Source organism: Gammaproteobacteria bacterium, from assembly GCA_015709635.1.
GTDB lineage: Bacteria > Pseudomonadota > Gammaproteobacteria > Burkholderiales > Nitrosomonadaceae > Nitrosomonas.
Genome location: CP054180.1, coordinates 1,302,561 through 1,318,193 on the forward strand (window position 1 = coordinate 1,302,561; position 15,633 = coordinate 1,318,193).

14 protein-coding genes are annotated in these 15,633 nt (G+C 48.7%); 11 read left to right on the forward strand and 3 right to left on the reverse strand.

All coding sequences use genetic code 11. The features are described 5' to 3' along the window. Positions 1-45: 45 nt before the first annotated feature. From purB to HRU78_05955, 5 genes are all read left to right on the forward strand, one after another. The gene (gene purB, locus HRU78_05935) at positions 46-1,422 is read left to right on the forward strand and encodes an adenylosuccinate lyase (GenBank protein QOJ23249.1); all 1,377 of its coding nucleotides are present in this window, start codon (positions 46-48) and stop codon (positions 1,420-1,422) included. Positions 1,423-1,563: 141 nt separating this feature from the next. Then, complete coding sequence (gene grpE, locus HRU78_05940; protein QOJ23250.1) at positions 1,564-2,154, forward strand: nucleotide exchange factor GrpE; 591 nt, start codon at positions 1,564-1,566, stop codon at positions 2,152-2,154. 56 nt (positions 2,155-2,210) lie between these two features. Beyond that, positions 2,211-4,151, forward strand: coding sequence for a molecular chaperone DnaK (gene dnaK, locus HRU78_05945; GenBank protein QOJ23251.1), 1,941 nt, complete (start codon positions 2,211-2,213; stop codon positions 4,149-4,151). A gap of 151 nt (positions 4,152-4,302) precedes the next feature. Further along, positions 4,303-5,409, forward strand: coding sequence for a molecular chaperone DnaJ (gene dnaJ / locus HRU78_05950; protein QOJ23252.1), 1,107 nt, complete (start codon positions 4,303-4,305; stop codon positions 5,407-5,409). A 230-nt stretch (positions 5,410-5,639) separates the two neighbouring features. Continuing rightward, positions 5,640-6,110 carry a hypothetical protein gene (locus tag HRU78_05955; GenBank protein ID QOJ23253.1) on the forward strand — a complete coding sequence of 157 codons (471 nt, stop codon included), beginning with the start codon at positions 5,640-5,642 and terminating at the stop codon, positions 6,108-6,110. Positions 6,111-6,216: 106 nt separating this feature from the next. On the opposite strand, the gene HRU78_05960 is transcribed toward HRU78_05955, so the two are convergent. The 3 genes from HRU78_05960 to HRU78_05970 form a co-directional block, all read right to left on the reverse strand. Beyond that, positions 6,217-7,212, reverse strand: a complete 996-nt coding sequence (locus HRU78_05960) for a zinc-binding dehydrogenase (protein QOJ23254.1) — start codon at positions 7,210-7,212, stop codon at positions 6,217-6,219. Positions 7,213-7,426: 214 nt separating this feature from the next. Continuing rightward, positions 7,427-9,613, reverse strand: coding sequence for a primosomal protein N' (locus tag HRU78_05965; GenBank protein QOJ23255.1), 2,187 nt, complete (start codon positions 9,611-9,613; stop codon positions 7,427-7,429). Between the two features lie 82 nt (positions 9,614-9,695). After that, positions 9,696-11,120 (reverse strand): adhesin, encoded by a 1,425-nt coding sequence (locus tag HRU78_05970; GenBank protein QOJ23256.1) that lies wholly within the window; start codon positions 11,118-11,120, stop codon positions 9,696-9,698. A gap of 220 nt (positions 11,121-11,340) precedes the next feature. On the opposite strand from HRU78_05970, the gene HRU78_05975 reads away from it, so the two are divergent. The 6 genes from HRU78_05975 to HRU78_06000 all read left to right on the forward strand — a co-directional run bounded on the left by HRU78_05975 (position 11,341) and on the right by HRU78_06000 (position 15,386). Next, the gene (locus HRU78_05975; protein QOJ23257.1) at positions 11,341-12,450 is read left to right on the forward strand and encodes an aromatic ring-hydroxylating dioxygenase subunit alpha; all 1,110 of its coding nucleotides are present in this window, start codon (positions 11,341-11,343) and stop codon (positions 12,448-12,450) included. Between the two features lie 51 nt (positions 12,451-12,501). Continuing rightward, complete coding sequence (locus HRU78_05980; protein QOJ24942.1) at positions 12,502-13,347, forward strand: DMT family transporter; 846 nt, start codon at positions 12,502-12,504, stop codon at positions 13,345-13,347. Positions 13,348-13,446: 99 nt separating this feature from the next. Further along, positions 13,447-13,797: an STAS/SEC14 domain-containing protein gene (locus HRU78_05985; protein QOJ23258.1), complete on the forward strand. Its 351-nt coding sequence runs from the start codon at positions 13,447-13,449 to the stop codon at positions 13,795-13,797. A 119-nt stretch (positions 13,798-13,916) separates the two neighbouring features. Then, a complete protein-coding gene (locus tag HRU78_05990; GenBank protein ID QOJ23259.1) occupies positions 13,917-14,399 on the forward strand; it encodes a hypothetical protein in 483 nt (160 codons plus the stop codon). 5 nt (positions 14,400-14,404) lie between these two features. Continuing rightward, on the forward strand, positions 14,405-14,788 hold the full coding sequence (locus HRU78_05995) for a SirB2 family protein (protein ID QOJ24943.1): 384 nt from the start codon (positions 14,405-14,407) through the stop codon (positions 14,786-14,788). Between the two features lie 76 nt (positions 14,789-14,864). Beyond that, the gene (locus tag HRU78_06000) at positions 14,865-15,386 is read left to right on the forward strand and encodes a GNAT family N-acetyltransferase (GenBank protein QOJ24944.1); all 522 of its coding nucleotides are present in this window, start codon (positions 14,865-14,867) and stop codon (positions 15,384-15,386) included. The last annotated feature ends 247 nt before the right edge of the window (positions 15,387-15,633 follow it).

A 15,633-nucleotide genomic window follows, 5' to 3' on the forward strand; every position in this document is an offset into this window, starting at 1 on the left:
GGAGCAAGCGTGATAAAATCCGCCCTTCAAAAAATAGCAAATACTATGAATTCCTCAGTCATTACCGCCTTATCGCCGCTGGATGGCCGTTATCACAGCAAAGTTGAACCGTTACGGTTTTATTTCAGCGAATTCGCTTTGATCCGTTTCCGCGTACAAGTGGAGGTTGCTTGGCTTAAAGCATTGAGCGATGAGCCTCGGATTGCCGAAGTGCAATCGTTTTTACCGCAAACTCGTGCGCAATTGGATAATCTGGTGGCGAATTTTTCGGTTGCCGATGCGAAAGCGGTGAAAGCCATAGAAGCGACGACCAATCATGATGTCAAAGCGGTGGAATACTGGTTGAAGCAGAAACTGGCGGATAACGAGGAAGTCGTCAAGGTAACTGAGTTTATTCATTTTGCCTGTACTTCCGAGGATATCAATAATCTGTCGCACGGTCTGATGCTGCAATCGAGCTTGCAGCAGGTCATGCTGCCGGCGCTCGATAGCATCATTGTCCGACTGGTCGAACTGGCGCATTTGCTGGCGGATGTGCCGATGCTGGCGCGCACGCATGGACAACCGGCTACGCCGACCACCTTGGGTAAGGAAATCGCCAATACCGTTTATCGCCTGCAGCGTGGTAAAAAACAGCTCGAGGCAGTCGCGATTCTGGGCAAAATCAATGGCGCGGTGGGTAATTACAATGCGCATTTGTCCGCATATCCGGAGCTGGATTGGGAAAAATTTGCGCGTGCGTTTGTCGAGAAACTGGGATTGGAATTCAATCCCTACACCACGCAGATCGAGCCGCACGACACGATGGCCGAGCTGTTTGATGCCTATGCCCGTATCAATACAATTTTATTGGACTTAAACCGCGATATCTGGGGTTATATTGCACTCGGCTATTTCAAGCAAAAAACCAAAGCGGATGAAGTGGGTTCTTCCACGATGCCGCATAAAGTGAATCCGATCGATTTTGAAAATTCGGAAGGCAATCTGGGAATTGCCAATGCACTTTTGCGGCATTTAAGCGAGAAGTTGCCGGTATCGCGCTGGCAACGCGACCTGACCGATTCCACGGTATTGCGCAACATGGGTGTGGCGCTAGGGCACACGTTGTTAGCTTATGACTCATGCCGCAAAGGTCTGTATAAACTGGATGTCAATACCGCGCAATTGGCTGCCGATTTGGATAACGCCTGGGAAGTGCTGGCGGAACCGATTCAAACGGTGATGCGGCGCTATGGCGTTGCCAATCCCTACGAGCAACTCAAAGCACTGACACGCGGCAAAAGTGGAATTACCCGGGAAACCCTGCATCAGTTCATCACCGGTTTGAGCATTCCGGAAGCGGAAAAAAACCGTTTGCTGGCGATGACACCGCGAAATTACACCGGAAAAGCGCGCGATCTGGCTGAACGGATTAAAAGCTAGAAATTATTCTGACAGATAACACACTGAACTGGCGTGTTAATTCAGTAGAGTCGTAGGGAAGGCCGGATAAATTTCACAGTGATGGCTTGAAATTTATCGCAGCTATCCCAATATCGCTTCCACAGTTTATGAGGAGATACGATGCAAAGCTCAGAAAATTCGCAAACCACGGAAACCAATCAAACCGCAATGTCCGATTCGCAAGAGATCAAAATACCGGGCGTGACCGGTGACGCTACCATTCAAACCGGGGAAGTCGCCCCTGCTCAACCCGATCTCGAACAGTTGTTGAAAGAGGCCGAAATCAAAGCGGCCGAGCATCACGATGCTTGGATACGCGCCAAGGCTGAGACTGAAAATATCCGCAAACGCGCACAAACCGATATTACCAATGCGCATAAGTATGCCGTGGAAAATTTTTCAACCGAGCTGCTGACGGTAATGGATAGTCTGGAAGCTGCATTGGCTGTTGAAAATGCCACGGTTGAGAATTTTAAAAACGGCATGGAATTGACGCAAAAACAATTGACCAGCATATTTGATAAATTCAACATCAAAGCGATTGATCCCAAAGGAGAGAAATTCGATCCGCATCAGCATCAGGCGATGTGCATGGTGGATTCCGAACAGCCGGCCAATACCGTGGTTCAAGTCATGCAAAAAGGCTATAAGCTGCATGACCGGATTATCCGTCCGGCACTGGTTTCGGTTTCGAAAGCGAAAGACTCTTGATTTTTTTCCAAGTATCTCCATTTTTATACCAATTTAATCTCTAAAAGGATCTAGACATGGCAAAAATCATCGGTATCGACCTGGGTACCACGAATTCATGCGTAGCCGTTATGGAAAACGGCAGCCCGAAAGTCATCGAAAACTCGGAAGGTGCGCGGACAACGCCTTCGATCGTGGCTTATACGGACGATAATGAAATTTTGGTGGGTGCTTCGGCTAAGCGCCAGGCAATTACCAATCCAAAAAATACGCTGTTTGCAGTCAAGCGCTTGATCGGACGCCGCTTTGACGAAGACATGGTGCAGCGCGATATTAAAATGGTGCCATATAGCATTGTCAGGGCTGATAACAGCGATGCGTGGGTGGAAGTGCGCGGTAAGAAAATCGCACCGCCGGAAGTGTCCGCGCAAGTGCTGATGAAAATGAAGAAAACAGCCGAGGATTATCTCGGTGAAACGGTAACTGAAGCCGTGATCACCGTACCGGCGTATTTCAATGATTCGCAGCGGCAAGCGACCAAGGACGCCGGACGTATTGCCGGTCTCGAAGTCAAGCGGATTATCAATGAACCGACCGCTGCGGCTCTGGCATTCGGTTTGGATAAAAAGGAAGGTGACCGCAAGATTGCCGTTTATGACCTGGGTGGCGGTACATTCGATATTTCCATCATCGAGATCGCCGAAGTCGAGGGCGAACACCAATTTGAAGTGTTGGCGACCAATGGCGATACTTTCCTCGGTGGCGAGGATTTTGATTCGCGTGTGATGGAATATCTGGTCGATGAATTCAAGAAAGAAACCGGCATTGATTTGAAAAAGGATATGCTGGCCTTGCAGCGCTTGAAGGATGCCGCGGAAAAAACCAAAATCGAATTGTCATCGAGTCAGCAAACCGAAGTCAACTTGCCGTACATCACGGCCGATGCCTCCGGACCGAAGCATCTGGCTGTCAAGATAACCCGGGCGAAGCTGGAAAGCTTGGTGGAAGACTTGATCGAACGTACCGCCGGACCTTGCCGCACGGCGATCAAAGATGCCGGTTTGACCGCATCGGATATCGACGACGTCATTCTGGTGGGCGGACAAACCCGCATGCCGAAAGTGCAGGAAAAGGTAAAGGAAATATTCGGCAAAGAGCCGCGCAAGGATGTTAACCCGGACGAAGCGGTGGCCGTCGGTGCGGCAATTCAGGGCGGTGTGCTGAAAGGTGACGTGAAGGATGTCTTGTTGCTGGACGTAACGCCATTGTCGTTGGGTATCGAGACACTGGGCGGTGTAATGACCAAGCTGATTCAGAAAAACACCACGATTCCGACCAAGGCGCAGCAAGTATTTTCGACTGCTGATGACAGTCAAACGGCGGTGACGATCCATGTGTTGCAAGGTGAACGGGAAATGGCTTCGGGAAACAAAAGCCTGGGGCAGTTCAATTTGAGCGATATTCCACCGGCACCGCGTGGTATGCCGCAAATTGAAGTGACGTTTGATATCGATGCCAATGGCATTTTGCACGTATCGGCGAAAGACAAAGCGACCGGCAAGGAAAACAAAATCAAAATCCAAGCGAGCTCCGGATTGTCGGATGATGAGATCGAACGCATGGTGAAAGACGCCGAAGCGCACGCCGAGGAAGATCATAAGGCAGTGGAGCTGGTTTCCAGCCGCAATCAGTGCGATGCCATGATCCATTCGGTCAGGAAATCGCTGAAAGAGCACGGCGATCAATTGAGCGGCGACGAAAAAGCCAAAATCGAAGCGGCGTTGAAGGATGCCGAAGATGTGCTTAAAACCGACCGGAAAGAAGATATCGATGCAAAAACACAGGCATTGACCGAAGCGGCGCATAAGCTGGCTGAAAAAATGTATCAGCAAAATGATCAGCAAGCTGGTCAGCAAGCACAACCGGGACCGGAATCTGCAGCGTCCGGCCGCAGCGAGAAACCGGTCGAAGGCGAAGTCGTCGACGCTGAGTTCGAAGAAGTTAAAAACAAGAAGTAATTGTCGTTAAACCATCAAACGCAGAGGCGTGTCAGGAATAACAAAGGATTCTTGTCACGCACTCTGCGTTTTGGTGTTTTGATAAAGCTTGAGGAAGCTCTGAATTCAACCATTAAAGTGATGATCTTTATCATACGAGCAGGAAGTCAATATGAGTAAGCGAGATTATTATCATGTACTCGGTGTCAGCCGTGATGCCGACGAAGCGGCCATCAAGAAAGCATATCGCAAATTGGCGATGAAATATCATCCCGACCGGAATGCCGGCGATATGAAATCGGAAGAAATGTTCAAGGAAGCCAAAGAAGCTTATGAAGTATTGACGGATCCGAATAAACGCGCCGCTTACGATCAATTCGGTCATGCCGGAGTGGATGCCAGTGGAGGGGGAGGCGGTGCGCATGGATTCAGTGAGGCGTTCAGCGATATTTTTGGTGATATTTTCGGCGGGCGCAGCGGACGCTCCAATATGCATCGAGGCTCCGATTTGCGCTACAACCTGGAAATTTCCCTGGAGCAGGCAGCACACGGAACGGAAACAAAAATTCGCATTCCTACCATGGAAAAATGCGACACTTGTAACGGCAATGGCGCCAAGCCGGGCACTTCGCCGAAAACGTGCCCGACTTGCAACGGTCATGGTCAAGTCAGAATGCAGCAGGGATTTTTCTCTATTCAGCAAACCTGTCCGAAATGTCAGGGCAACGGCAAAATCATTTCGCATCCGTGTGCCAGTTGCCATGGAGTAGGGCGTGTTAAACAGCACAAAACACTCAACGTAAAAATTCCGGAAGGAGTGGATGACGGCGATCGCATCCGTATCTCCGGCGAAGGCGAAGCCGGGTTGAACGGTGGTCCGCCCGGTGACTTATACGTCGTGATTCATTTGTCCGCGCATTCGGTTTTCCGCCGCGACGGTGATAACTTGCATTGCGAAATTCCGATCAGTTTTACCGTGGCTGCGCTGGGCGGTGAAATCGAAGTACCGACGCTGGAAGGTCACGCCAAAATCAAAGTACCGGCCGAAACGCAGACCGGCAAGGTTTTCCGTTTACGCAGCAAGGGAATCAAAGGTGTGCGCAGTCATGACAAAGGCGATTTGCTGTGCCATGTCGTTGTGGAAACGCCGGTCAAGCTGACAGCGCGCCAGAAAGAGCTATTGGAAGAATTGGAAACCATCAGCCTGAAAGACGGTTCCCGGCACAGTCCACGGGCAAAATCGTGGATGGATAAAGCGCGTGAATTTTTCTCCGAATAACAATTCATAAAACTGCTTATTATTTAAATTTTATTATTAATCAAAATTATATAGAATATTCTTGCACTGTATTGCCGCCTATTTTTCTAATTTTGACTGACATTTAACAAAGAGTTTGCATTGTCTCCACAATTGGGTTGGTTTCTGAGTTTATAGTTACTCCTGTGTTCACAACAACAGCGACTACTGAATAAGGGTAGTCATTACAGGATTAAATTCAGGAGACGATCATGGCAACAATATCATTCTTAGTTAACGGTACGACAGCACAACAACAAACAAAACCGGTGGCATGGGTAACGATCGAAGAAATGGCAAACGGTTCTTTGTTTTTCAAAGTCAAGCAAGCGGGCGGCAGCATGAAAAATTTGCATGGCGTGTATTTTGATATTGCCGACGAAAGCATTACCAACACCCTGAGAGTGATTGCTGTTTCCAACGATGTCAAAGTAAGCGAAGAAGAAGTCAGTTACCTGAAGAACGGTACCGATACCAGTGAAGCCTTAGTGAGCAGCCAAAGCTGCAGTGCTGATCAAAATGCGACGAACAACTATAGTTTTACCTTACGTAGTACCGGGCGCGCGCTCAGTCTCAGCGATTTTCCTCAAATTCAACTGGATTATTCCGGAAACGGCGGCGATGGCAATGGTAAAACTAACGATGATTTCAGTCACCGCTGGTTATATTTAGGATTGTTTTAACAGTGAAGCCATGCTGAATAGTCAGCATTTTACTAAGTTTATGCATATGTTGTTGTGTTGAACCCCAATACCGCCGGCTTTGCTGGTGGTATTGGATTAAGTAAGATCACACCGACATGACAAGTTTCCCAACCGGGTGAGTTTGCTCAAGGAATTGCTGCGCTGCTGTAGCATCCGGAAGTGCAAAACCGCGCGCGACTTTTACCGTCAATTTGTTTTCATCAAACAACGCAGTGCACTGCTGTAATATTTTGCCTTGATGGCGCTTGGCATCCGCCAGTTCCATCAAAACAGGCGACAACATCAATTCCAGACTGAAACGCACATTGCGTTTCCGTGCTTCACTCCAGTCCGTATCCGGTGACGGTTGCAGTATGGTGACCACATCGCCGTACGGTTTTACACAATGAAAACAGCTTTGCAATACTTCCGGACCAACCGTATCGAACGCAATATCCACTCCCTTGCCGTCTGTCCAGCGTAATACTTCAGCGGCCACATCCTGTAAGCGGTAATTGATAATCTGATCGGCACCCAGCTGCCGGGCAAAATCCGCTTTTTCTTCGCTGCTCACCGTGGTAATCACTTGAGCACCGGCTAGCTTCGCCAACTGGATCGCAGCGTGACCGACACCGCCGGCGCCGGCATGAATCAGCACGGTTTGCCCGTTGGCGATGCGCGCCCGGTCATGCAGCGCTTCCCATGCCGTGATGAAAACCAGCGGCGCCGCAGCAGCTTGTTCAAACGATAAAGTCTGCGGCTTGAGTGCGGCCAATTCAGCGTCAACCAGAACATACTCGGCATAGGTGCCTTGCCGGTTATTAAAGCCGGGTTGTGAAAAGTAAACTTCATCGCCAGCTTTAAAGTTTTTTACCTTCGAACCAATGGCAGTAATGATTCCAGCACCGTCGCAACCGGGAATGACTGGAAAAGTAAGCGGAAAACGCTCCGGTGCCGAACGGATTTTACAATCGATCGGATTGATACCGGCTGCCTTGATGTGAACCAGAATTTGATTCTCGCCGCACTCGCCGGGCGATGCGATATCACCATACTGCAGTACGTTTGCTGTGCCGCCTGAACTGAAATATACCGCTTTCATTTGTTAGTTTTTACCTTTTGAATGCCGTCATAAATTCGGATTTTACCGGTGTAAGTCATAATTTTGCACACGATATTGATGCACAAAATGGTCGTTTCCGGTTTTCAATGCATGGATGCCGCTCTAATATTCAGGGAATCCAGGGTATCAGCATGTTAGTCGTTTGTGAGCATGTTCTTCATCATTTAATGGAATATAAAAACGCTATTAAAGATCAGAATTCTAGCGGATCGACATCCAACACCCAGCGCACTTTTTGACCGGATAATGCCGCAAGTTTGGCGTACCACTCGGTCAGAAAAGATTGCAAGTGTTTGCGCGATGGGGATTGCACCAGTATATGGCCGCGTTCGAGGCCTTTCAGCCGCACCATGTGCGCCGGAACCGGATCGAATAATTCTACGCGAGCGGGTGGTTTGGCAAGATGCACCGCCTGACCGAGAAAATCCAGCACGGCTTGGATGTCGTGCGCTTCCGCTCGCAGCAGCGCTTGGTAGACATACGGTGGAAAGCCAGCGCTTTTTCTTTCCGCCAGCAGGGTTTGCGCCAATGCATCGTAATCGTGCCGTTGCAATGCTTGATACAACGCATGATCAGGAAATTCGGTTTGAATCAATACATGTCCGGCCACCTGCGCGCGCCCAGCCCGGCCGGCAACTTGCATCAGCTGTGCAAACAGCCGCTCGCTGGCGCGAAAATCGGTGCTGTAGAGCGCATTATCGGCATTCAGGATACCGACTAATGCGAGATTCGGAAAATCATGACCTTTGGCGAGCAGTTGCGTGCCGATCAGAATATCGACTTGCTGTGTTTGAACGGCATGCAGAATCTCTTGCCAGGCGTGCTTGCGGCGCGTGCTGTCGCGATCGATGCGCAGAATCCGCGCCGCCGGGAAATGCGCCGTTAATGTTTCTTCAATGCGCTGCGTGCCTTGTCCGAAAGGGGCGATATCTTGATTGCCGCAATGCGGGCAGGCGCGTGGAAATTGTTCTTGATGACCGCAATGGTGGCAGCTTAATTTTTTATCGCGCAGATGAACGACCAGGCGGCTGGAACAGCGCTGACAAGGGGCGGTCCAGCCGCAGGCTTTGCACAGCAACACCGGTGCGTAGCCGCGCCGATTAAGAAAAATAAGGCTCTGATGTTTTTCTGCCAAACAGCGTTGGAGTGCTTGGAGCAGCGGTTCCGATAAGCCGTCCTGGGTTTTGTGGATGCGCGTGTCGATGCAGCGCACCGAGGGTAGGGCAGCATTTTGCACGGCACGGGATTGCAGGCGGATATGCCGGTAACGGCCGGTGAGCGCATGATAGTAGCTTTCCAGCGACGGCGTGGCGGAACCCAGCACTACCGGGATAGTCATTTGCTTACCGCGGAAAATCGCCAAATCACGCGCGGAATACCGCAACCCATCCTGTTGCTTGAACGAACTGTCTTGCTCTTCATCGACGATGATCAATCCCAGATCGGGTAACGGGGTAAAAACGGCGAGGCGCGTCCCCAGTATGATTTTGGCTGCACCGCTTTGCGCGTGCAGCCAGCCGGACAAGCGTTCCGTATCATTCAACCCGCTGTGCAAACTGATCAGCGGAACGGTGGGAAAGCGGTTACGGAAAATGGCTTCCAATTGCGGTGTTAGACTGATTTCTGGGATCAGCACCAGCGTTTGCTTGTCGTGTGCCAGCACTGGTTCGATGATTCTGAGGTAGACCTCGGTTTTGCCACTGCCGGTTACACCATGCAGCAGCCAAGTATTAAATTGATTGATCCCGGAGACAATCGCATTGACCGCGATTGTCTGCTCGGCAGTCAGCGCCGGGATTTTCGCGTCAGCCGTTACGGGTGTAACAGTAACAGGCTTGGCGGTTATCCATCCAAGCTGAATCCATTCTTGCAGCACTTTATTCGCGCGCGGCGAAATCTGCTTGACTTGCGCGGCAGTCAGTGCCGTCATACGCTGAAATTCACTTAATAGGTTCCGTGCTACACGATTGCGTGGCGGAATGACGGATACATCAACGCTTGCTCCCACTGCAGTCAGAGCATAGTGATAGTCATACGAGCTTTTTTTGAGACTGATTATTTTGTTGTTGCGTAATTTGACGGGTAAGCCATTCATGATCACCATGCCGAGCGGATGATGATAGTAATGACTGCAGAAATGAAATAAATCCAGCAATGCGGCCGATAGCGGTTTTATTTCCCTGAAGATGCCATGCGCAACTTTAAGTTTCTCAAGCGGAATCTCAGTACTGGCACTGATCGTAACGATAACCCCGGTGACTCGTTTTTTTCCGAACGGTACGCAGACACGCGCGCCGATATCGTGTTCACTGACATCGTCGGCTTGATAGTCAAACAGCGTGTCAACCGGAACATTGAGCGCGACACGGATGACCGGCATAAGTGCTGAAAAATTAACCCAAGCTACCCGCCAGCCAGCTGAAAATCTGGCGAGCCGCTTGGCAGATCAAGAATTGATCCGGTTATTTGGAGACGCGATAAAGCGTGACGGATTGTTCACCTGATTTATCCAATTTAGCGGTTTTGCCGTCCGAGCTGATCGCAAAACCAATGCCACCCTCGATATCGGAGAAGCCGGCGCAACCATTGGTGTTATATGTGTAGCTCGATAAGTTTAATTTGCTGCTGCCTTTATCATACGAGTAGGATGCAAATTCAATTCCGGGTTTTGCACATTTTGCTTGATCTTCACGCTGCGTAGCGCCGGTCGGGTCGATCATCATATATTTGCCGTTGGGAAAGAAAACCAGGGTTGTTGTTTTGATCGCTTCGCCGTCAAAGGCCCAGGCACCGGTAATACCATTCGCATCGTTATCGATTTTTGAGTAACGGGATTCTTTTACCTCTTTCTCGACGACTTCGTTTTCATCGCTGAGCTGAATGGGTTTGGCGATATGGAAAAGCTCACCGAATACGCTGCTTTGTTCACGCGCTCTTTGCACCGTGACGATGTCGGAATTAATCAATTCAAAACCATCGGTACGTACGCGCCGGGTCGGACCGGGATTTGAAAATCCGGCTTTCAGATTGGTATCGACACTGGGTGTGCTGACCAGTTTGAAGCCACGATTATCAAAATCGGTAGCTTTGGCAACACCGTATTCAACACCGGCCTGGAATACGGTTTTGCCGCCACAGACGCGGTTCTCATCGCAGGAATCATCCGGTCGCGCGTCACCTTGCAAGTATTCTCCGCTGCTATCGGCGGCTACCCGTAATACGCTAGCGGTTTGGTTGGTATAACTGACCCAGATTTGCGCGCTAAGCAGTGCGACACCTTGTGAGAGAAAATGTGTGCGGGCGTCTTCGAGTGTTCTGGCTTCACCTGAAATGCCGCCGGCTGACATGATGTCTTTTAAGCCGGCCGATTCGGCAAATGTTTCCGGGTTGCTATCTAAATTAATCGAACCTTTAACAGCGGCTGAGGTTTCGCGAGAAATAGCGATACCGTTGGAAAGGTCACTGTCGGAATCCAGCGATTGCAGCAGAACCAACAGATTTTGCAGTTTATTGTTGTTGTCACCAGCTAGCTCGATCGGTGTGACGATTTGTGAACCCTGAATATTGCCCAGTGTCAAATCGCCCAATTTGAATTCGATTTTGTCGCCATGCGTGAAGCTGAAATTACCTTTTTCATCGGTAGTGCCGGATTTTCCAGAAGTCGCGGCATATGTTACGCCGGAAACGGCGGAATCGACTAAAATACCGGTAGCGGGGCCAGTCGGCGCATTTCTTTTAACAGCGGCTACTGCCGATGATGTTGATGAAGCGGATGAAGTTTCGAGGTTTTTTTCACCGCCGCTGTCACAAGCAGCTAGACCGACAACAAATACTGTGGATAATACGGATATCCATGATTTTTTTCTTAACAACTGTTTAGATTTCATTAAGATGCTCTCTTTTTGATTAATTAGATAATTCAATCTTGTACAATTTACTTCTTTGGCTGCGTAATGTATCGGTAAAAGCTGATATTTTACTATCAAGACTACTATTATAGCCAAGCATTCGGCTTTTCGTTCCTGACTTGCTTAAATAGGTTTTAAATTTTTGTCTTTTCGTGTATTTTCGCCGCTATTTTTTACTTGGGAGATATAAGGTATTTATATGTCTAACATGGCTGAGATTCCACAACTGACGGAGATGTCAGCACAACTTCCCATCAGCTGGTACTTGGATCCCAAAATTCTGGAGATTGAAAAACATTTACTGTTTGATCGCGGGCCAGGCTATGTCGGTCATGAAGTCATGGTGCCCAATGTGGGTGACTATTATGTACCGGAATGGATGAACAATGCCAAAGTGCTGGTACGTAGCGAACAAGGTATCGAGTTGTTATCCAATGTCTGCCGTCATCGTCAGGCTCTTTTATTAGCAGGCAGAAGCAATACCAAGAGTATCGTATGTCCGATTCATCGCTGGACATATGCATTGAATGGCAAATTGCTGGGTGCACCGCATTTCGACCAGAATCCCTGTTTGAATTTAGGGCAAACCGCATTGCAGAACTGGAATGGTTTGTTGTTTAGCGGTGAGCGCACTGTTTCGCATGATATGGCGAATCTTGGAGTGCTGAAGGATTTTGATTTTTCCGGCTATTTGCTCGATCGAGTGCAAATCGATCACTATGATTGCAACTGGAAAACCTTCATTGAAGTTTATCTGGAAGATTATCACGTTGATCCGTTTCACCCGGGATTAGGTCATTTCGTCGATACCAAGAAACTCGATTGGGAGTTTGGTGATTGGTACAGTGTGCAGACGGTAGCCATCGATAGCGCGCGCCTGCAAAAACCGGGCAGTCCGGTCTATGCCAAATGGCATGAGCAGGTGCTGCAGCAAACCAACGGTAAGATGCCACCACATGGTTCGATCTGGTTGCTTTATTATCCCAATATCATGCTGGAATGGTACCCGCACACCCTCATTATCAGTACGATATTGCCGACCGGCGTGGAAAGTTGCACGAATGTGGTTGAATTTTACTATCCAGAGGAAATCGCGCTGTTCGAGCGTGATTTTGTCGAAGCTGAACAGGCTGCGTATAAAGAAACCGCGCTTGAAGATGATGAAATTTGCAGATTAATGACTGCCGGGCGGCGTGCTTTGTACGAGCAAGGCTTAAATGAGACCGGGCCGTATCAAATTCCAATGGAAGACGGCATGAAACATTTTCATCAGTTTCTGCAACGGGAAATCGGTTCGCACATCCGGTAACACATTATCTGCATTCTGTTTTAGGGAAATTAATCAGTGCGTTCTTTGTGGATGCTGGTAGCGGCATTTATGTTTGCTTGTATGGGCGTCCTGGTCAAACTGGGCGCCGTTTATTTTTCCAGTACGGAACTGGTATTTTACCGCTCGCTGTTCGGGGTCTGGATAACTTACCTGGTTATTCGCTATTACCGCTTGCCGGTGGCTACGCCGCACTGGCGGGTTCATTGCTGGCGCGGTATTAGCGGTTTGGTGAGTTTGTTGATGTTTTTCTACTGCCTGACGCAATTGCCTTTGGCTACTGCGATTTCGTTGAATTATACCTGGCCGCTTTTTGTCGCGATATTTGCCGCGCTGATTCTAAAAGAGCACATTCACTGGTCTTTAATTTGCGCCATTGTGGTCGGTTTCGCCGGAGTCATTTTACTGCTGCAGCCGACGTTGCCCGAAGAGCACTGGATCGCGGGATTCATCGGTATGGCTTCCGGTTTCTTTGCTGCGATTGCCTATATCAATGTCAAGCAATTGGGCAGTCTTGGCGAATCGGAGTGGCATGTGGTGTTTTATTTCACGCTGATCAGTACGTTGGCTACCGGTTTGTGGTTACTGTTCACGGCATTCAGTCCGGTCACCTGGGATGGTTTATTATTGCTGTTGGGTACCGGCATAACGGCAACATTGGCGCAGCTTGCGATGACGCGTGCCTATCATAAAGGCGCCACACTGGTTGTGACTTCGCTGGGCTATAGCACGGTATTGTTTGCCAGTCTGTGGGGTATCGTGTTGTGGAATGAACTATTGTCGCCCGTAGCTTGGTTCGGCATGGGATTAATCGTGCTGGGCGGATCGTTGAGCGGTATTTTAGGTATTAAGCTGGCACCTGCTGTAGTGCGAAAGTGACTTTACAATTGCCGGAAGACAACTGACAGGGGAACGGCAAAATTTGCACCATTGCGCTTAATTCCCTATGATGAGGTTGTTACCATTTGAGGTGAAGCCATGATTACGATTCAAAAGAAAGACAATCTCGTTATTGTTGCGGTTATCGGTGAGTTTACGCTGGCTGATTACACCGAATTTGAGCAGCAAGTGCTTTATCAAACTCATTTTGACGGCGCGGCGAATCTCCTGTTCGATTGGCGCGATATGCTGGATTACACCGTCGATGTGGCCTGGGAGGAAATCAAATTCATGCGCGCTCACGGTAGCGAATTTAATCGGGTGGCGGTGGTAACCGACGATGAATGGCAGACTTGGGGCGCGTGGGTTTCCAATCTGTTCATCAACGCAAATGTGGTGGTGTTTCACGATTACGAAGAAGCTGAGAAATGGACTCTGGAAGGCGAGTAGGGGGTACGCTGGTTTTGTCGAAGCAAAAAAGATGGCTGCGGAGGAGAACCATCATCATGTGCAATCAGCTTTTTCTTTCATTATTTCCAATTTTGTTTTTAATCAATCAGAAAAATTAAATGGATGATATCGTTTTAGCCCGAGTATTGCATATACTGGGTGTCGTGTTGTGGATTGGCGGAGTGGCGATGGTGACTTTTGTATTGTTGCCGAATTTGGCGCGTATGCAATCGGCTACGGAAGCAATGGCGTTTTTTTCCCGCTTCCGGCAGCGCTTTGCCGCACAGGCGCGCATCTATACCTTAATTGTCGGTTTGAGCGGTTTTTATATGGTGTATGTACTGGATGTTTGGCAACGTTTTGCGCAGTGGCAATACTGGTGGATGCACACGATGGTTTTTATTTGGTTGTTGTTTAGTGTGATGTTGTTCGTCATGGAGCCGCGTGGCCGCCGGCAAGCCGCTGCATCGGTGCAAAAAGATGTGTCACCGGAAACATTTGCCAAAATTCAACGTAAACACTTGTTCTTGCTGATACTCAGCTTGATTACCATCGCCGGTGCCGTAGCAGGAAGCCACGGTTGGTTGATAGCCGGAGTCTGAACGTGATGAGTTATGCATTGTTGAAAATGATTCACGTCAGCAGCGTGATTTGCAGTTATTCACTGTTCTTTCTACGCGGTATCTGGTTGATCAGCGATTCAACCAATTTGCGCCAGCGCTGGGTCAAAATTTTGCCGCACGTGATCGATACCGTTTTGTTGACAAGCGCTATTGTGCTGGCGATGACAATTCAACAAAACCCGTTGCAAAATTCCTGGTTAACCGCAAAAGTTGTCGGCTTATTGCTGTATATCGGTCTTGGTATGGTGGCGATGCGCTTTGCTAAAACCAAACGGACAAAAATTATCGCTTGGGTGGCCGCGCAGTGCGTATTCATTTACATTGTACTGGTAGCGATCACTAAAAGCCCGTCATTAGGAATGGGTTAGGGAAACTCTGAGAAAGGTGGTGAGCAGCGGACAGGTAAGGTGAAATCAGGCGAAAAAGCGCAGCTCACGAATGATAATGGATTTTTCCGCTTTTCGTTTTGAAAAAGCCGATCTCGGTCAAGCGCAGGCCATCAGCGATCTAATCAATCTAACCTATCGTGGAACTACCGGTTGGACTACGGAGGCCGCGATTATTCAAGGCGATAGAACCAACCGGCAGGAAATTGAAGCTGCTATGCTGAATCCGGGGGCTTGTTTTTTTGTCGTCAATCAACTATCCACACTCGTCGCGTGCATTTACATTGCCACAAAAAAAGAACAAGCATACCTCGGTTTTTTCTCGGTTCATCCCCATTTGCAAGGTCAGGGACTTGGAAAATATATGCTCACACAAGCGGAAATGTTTGCGCGTAACACCCTGGGTGTGCATAAATTCGTTCTATTTGTGATATCGCAACGATCTGAACTGATCGCGTTTTATCAACGCCAGGGTTATCACCGCACTGGGCGAATCGAGGCTTATCCATCGTATCTTGGCACACCTAAGATTGCCGGTTTGACGATTGAATATCTTGAGAAGAATGCTTCGCTTTGTTGAGCTTTGCCGTGAGGTTACAGAAAAAATTCTTCCGGATTTGCTTTCTTATCACGCACTGTACAGTAGTTTTGATTTTATTCCTTAGCCAGGATAATTCTTCATCCGAATTATAATAACATTACTATTAGTAGTTGTTTTAGTTCACATTTTTTTCACAAAAAATACGAATTTCCTTGACATTTTATTGACATTTACCATGCTATCGTGAGCGTTCATGCAGTGAAATAGTAATCAAATTTCTATATAA

Excerpts from the sequence above, each read along its gene's own strand:
- purB (QOJ23249.1), top strand. The coding sequence starts at position 46 with ATGAATTCCTCAGTCATTACCGCCTTATCGCCGCTGGATGGCCGTTAT.
- grpE (QOJ23250.1), top strand. The coding sequence starts at position 1,564 with ATGCAAAGCTCAGAAAATTCGCAAACCACGGAAACCAATCAAACCGCA.
- dnaK (QOJ23251.1), top strand. The coding sequence starts at position 2,211 with ATGGCAAAAATCATCGGTATCGACCTGGGTACCACGAATTCATGCGTA.
- dnaJ (QOJ23252.1), top strand. The coding sequence starts at position 4,303 with ATGAGTAAGCGAGATTATTATCATGTACTCGGTGTCAGCCGTGATGCC.
- HRU78_05955 (QOJ23253.1), top strand. The coding sequence starts at position 5,640 with ATGGCAACAATATCATTCTTAGTTAACGGTACGACAGCACAACAACAA.
- HRU78_05960 (QOJ23254.1), bottom strand. The coding sequence starts at position 7,212 with ATGAAAGCGGTATATTTCAGTTCAGGCGGCACAGCAAACGTACTGCAG.
- HRU78_05965 (QOJ23255.1), bottom strand. The coding sequence starts at position 9,613 with ATGCCGGTCATCCGTGTCGCGCTCAATGTTCCGGTTGACACGCTGTTT.
- HRU78_05970 (QOJ23256.1), bottom strand. The coding sequence starts at position 11,120 with ATGAAATCTAAACAGTTGTTAAGAAAAAAATCATGGATATCCGTATTA.
- HRU78_05975 (QOJ23257.1), top strand. The coding sequence starts at position 11,341 with ATGTCTAACATGGCTGAGATTCCACAACTGACGGAGATGTCAGCACAA.
- HRU78_05980 (QOJ24942.1), top strand. The coding sequence starts at position 12,502 with ATGCTGGTAGCGGCATTTATGTTTGCTTGTATGGGCGTCCTGGTCAAA.
- HRU78_05985 (QOJ23258.1), top strand. The coding sequence starts at position 13,447 with ATGATTACGATTCAAAAGAAAGACAATCTCGTTATTGTTGCGGTTATC.
- HRU78_05990 (QOJ23259.1), top strand. The coding sequence starts at position 13,917 with ATGGATGATATCGTTTTAGCCCGAGTATTGCATATACTGGGTGTCGTG.
- HRU78_05995 (QOJ24943.1), top strand. The coding sequence starts at position 14,405 with ATGAGTTATGCATTGTTGAAAATGATTCACGTCAGCAGCGTGATTTGC.
- HRU78_06000 (QOJ24944.1), top strand. The coding sequence starts at position 14,865 with ATGGATTTTTCCGCTTTTCGTTTTGAAAAAGCCGATCTCGGTCAAGCG.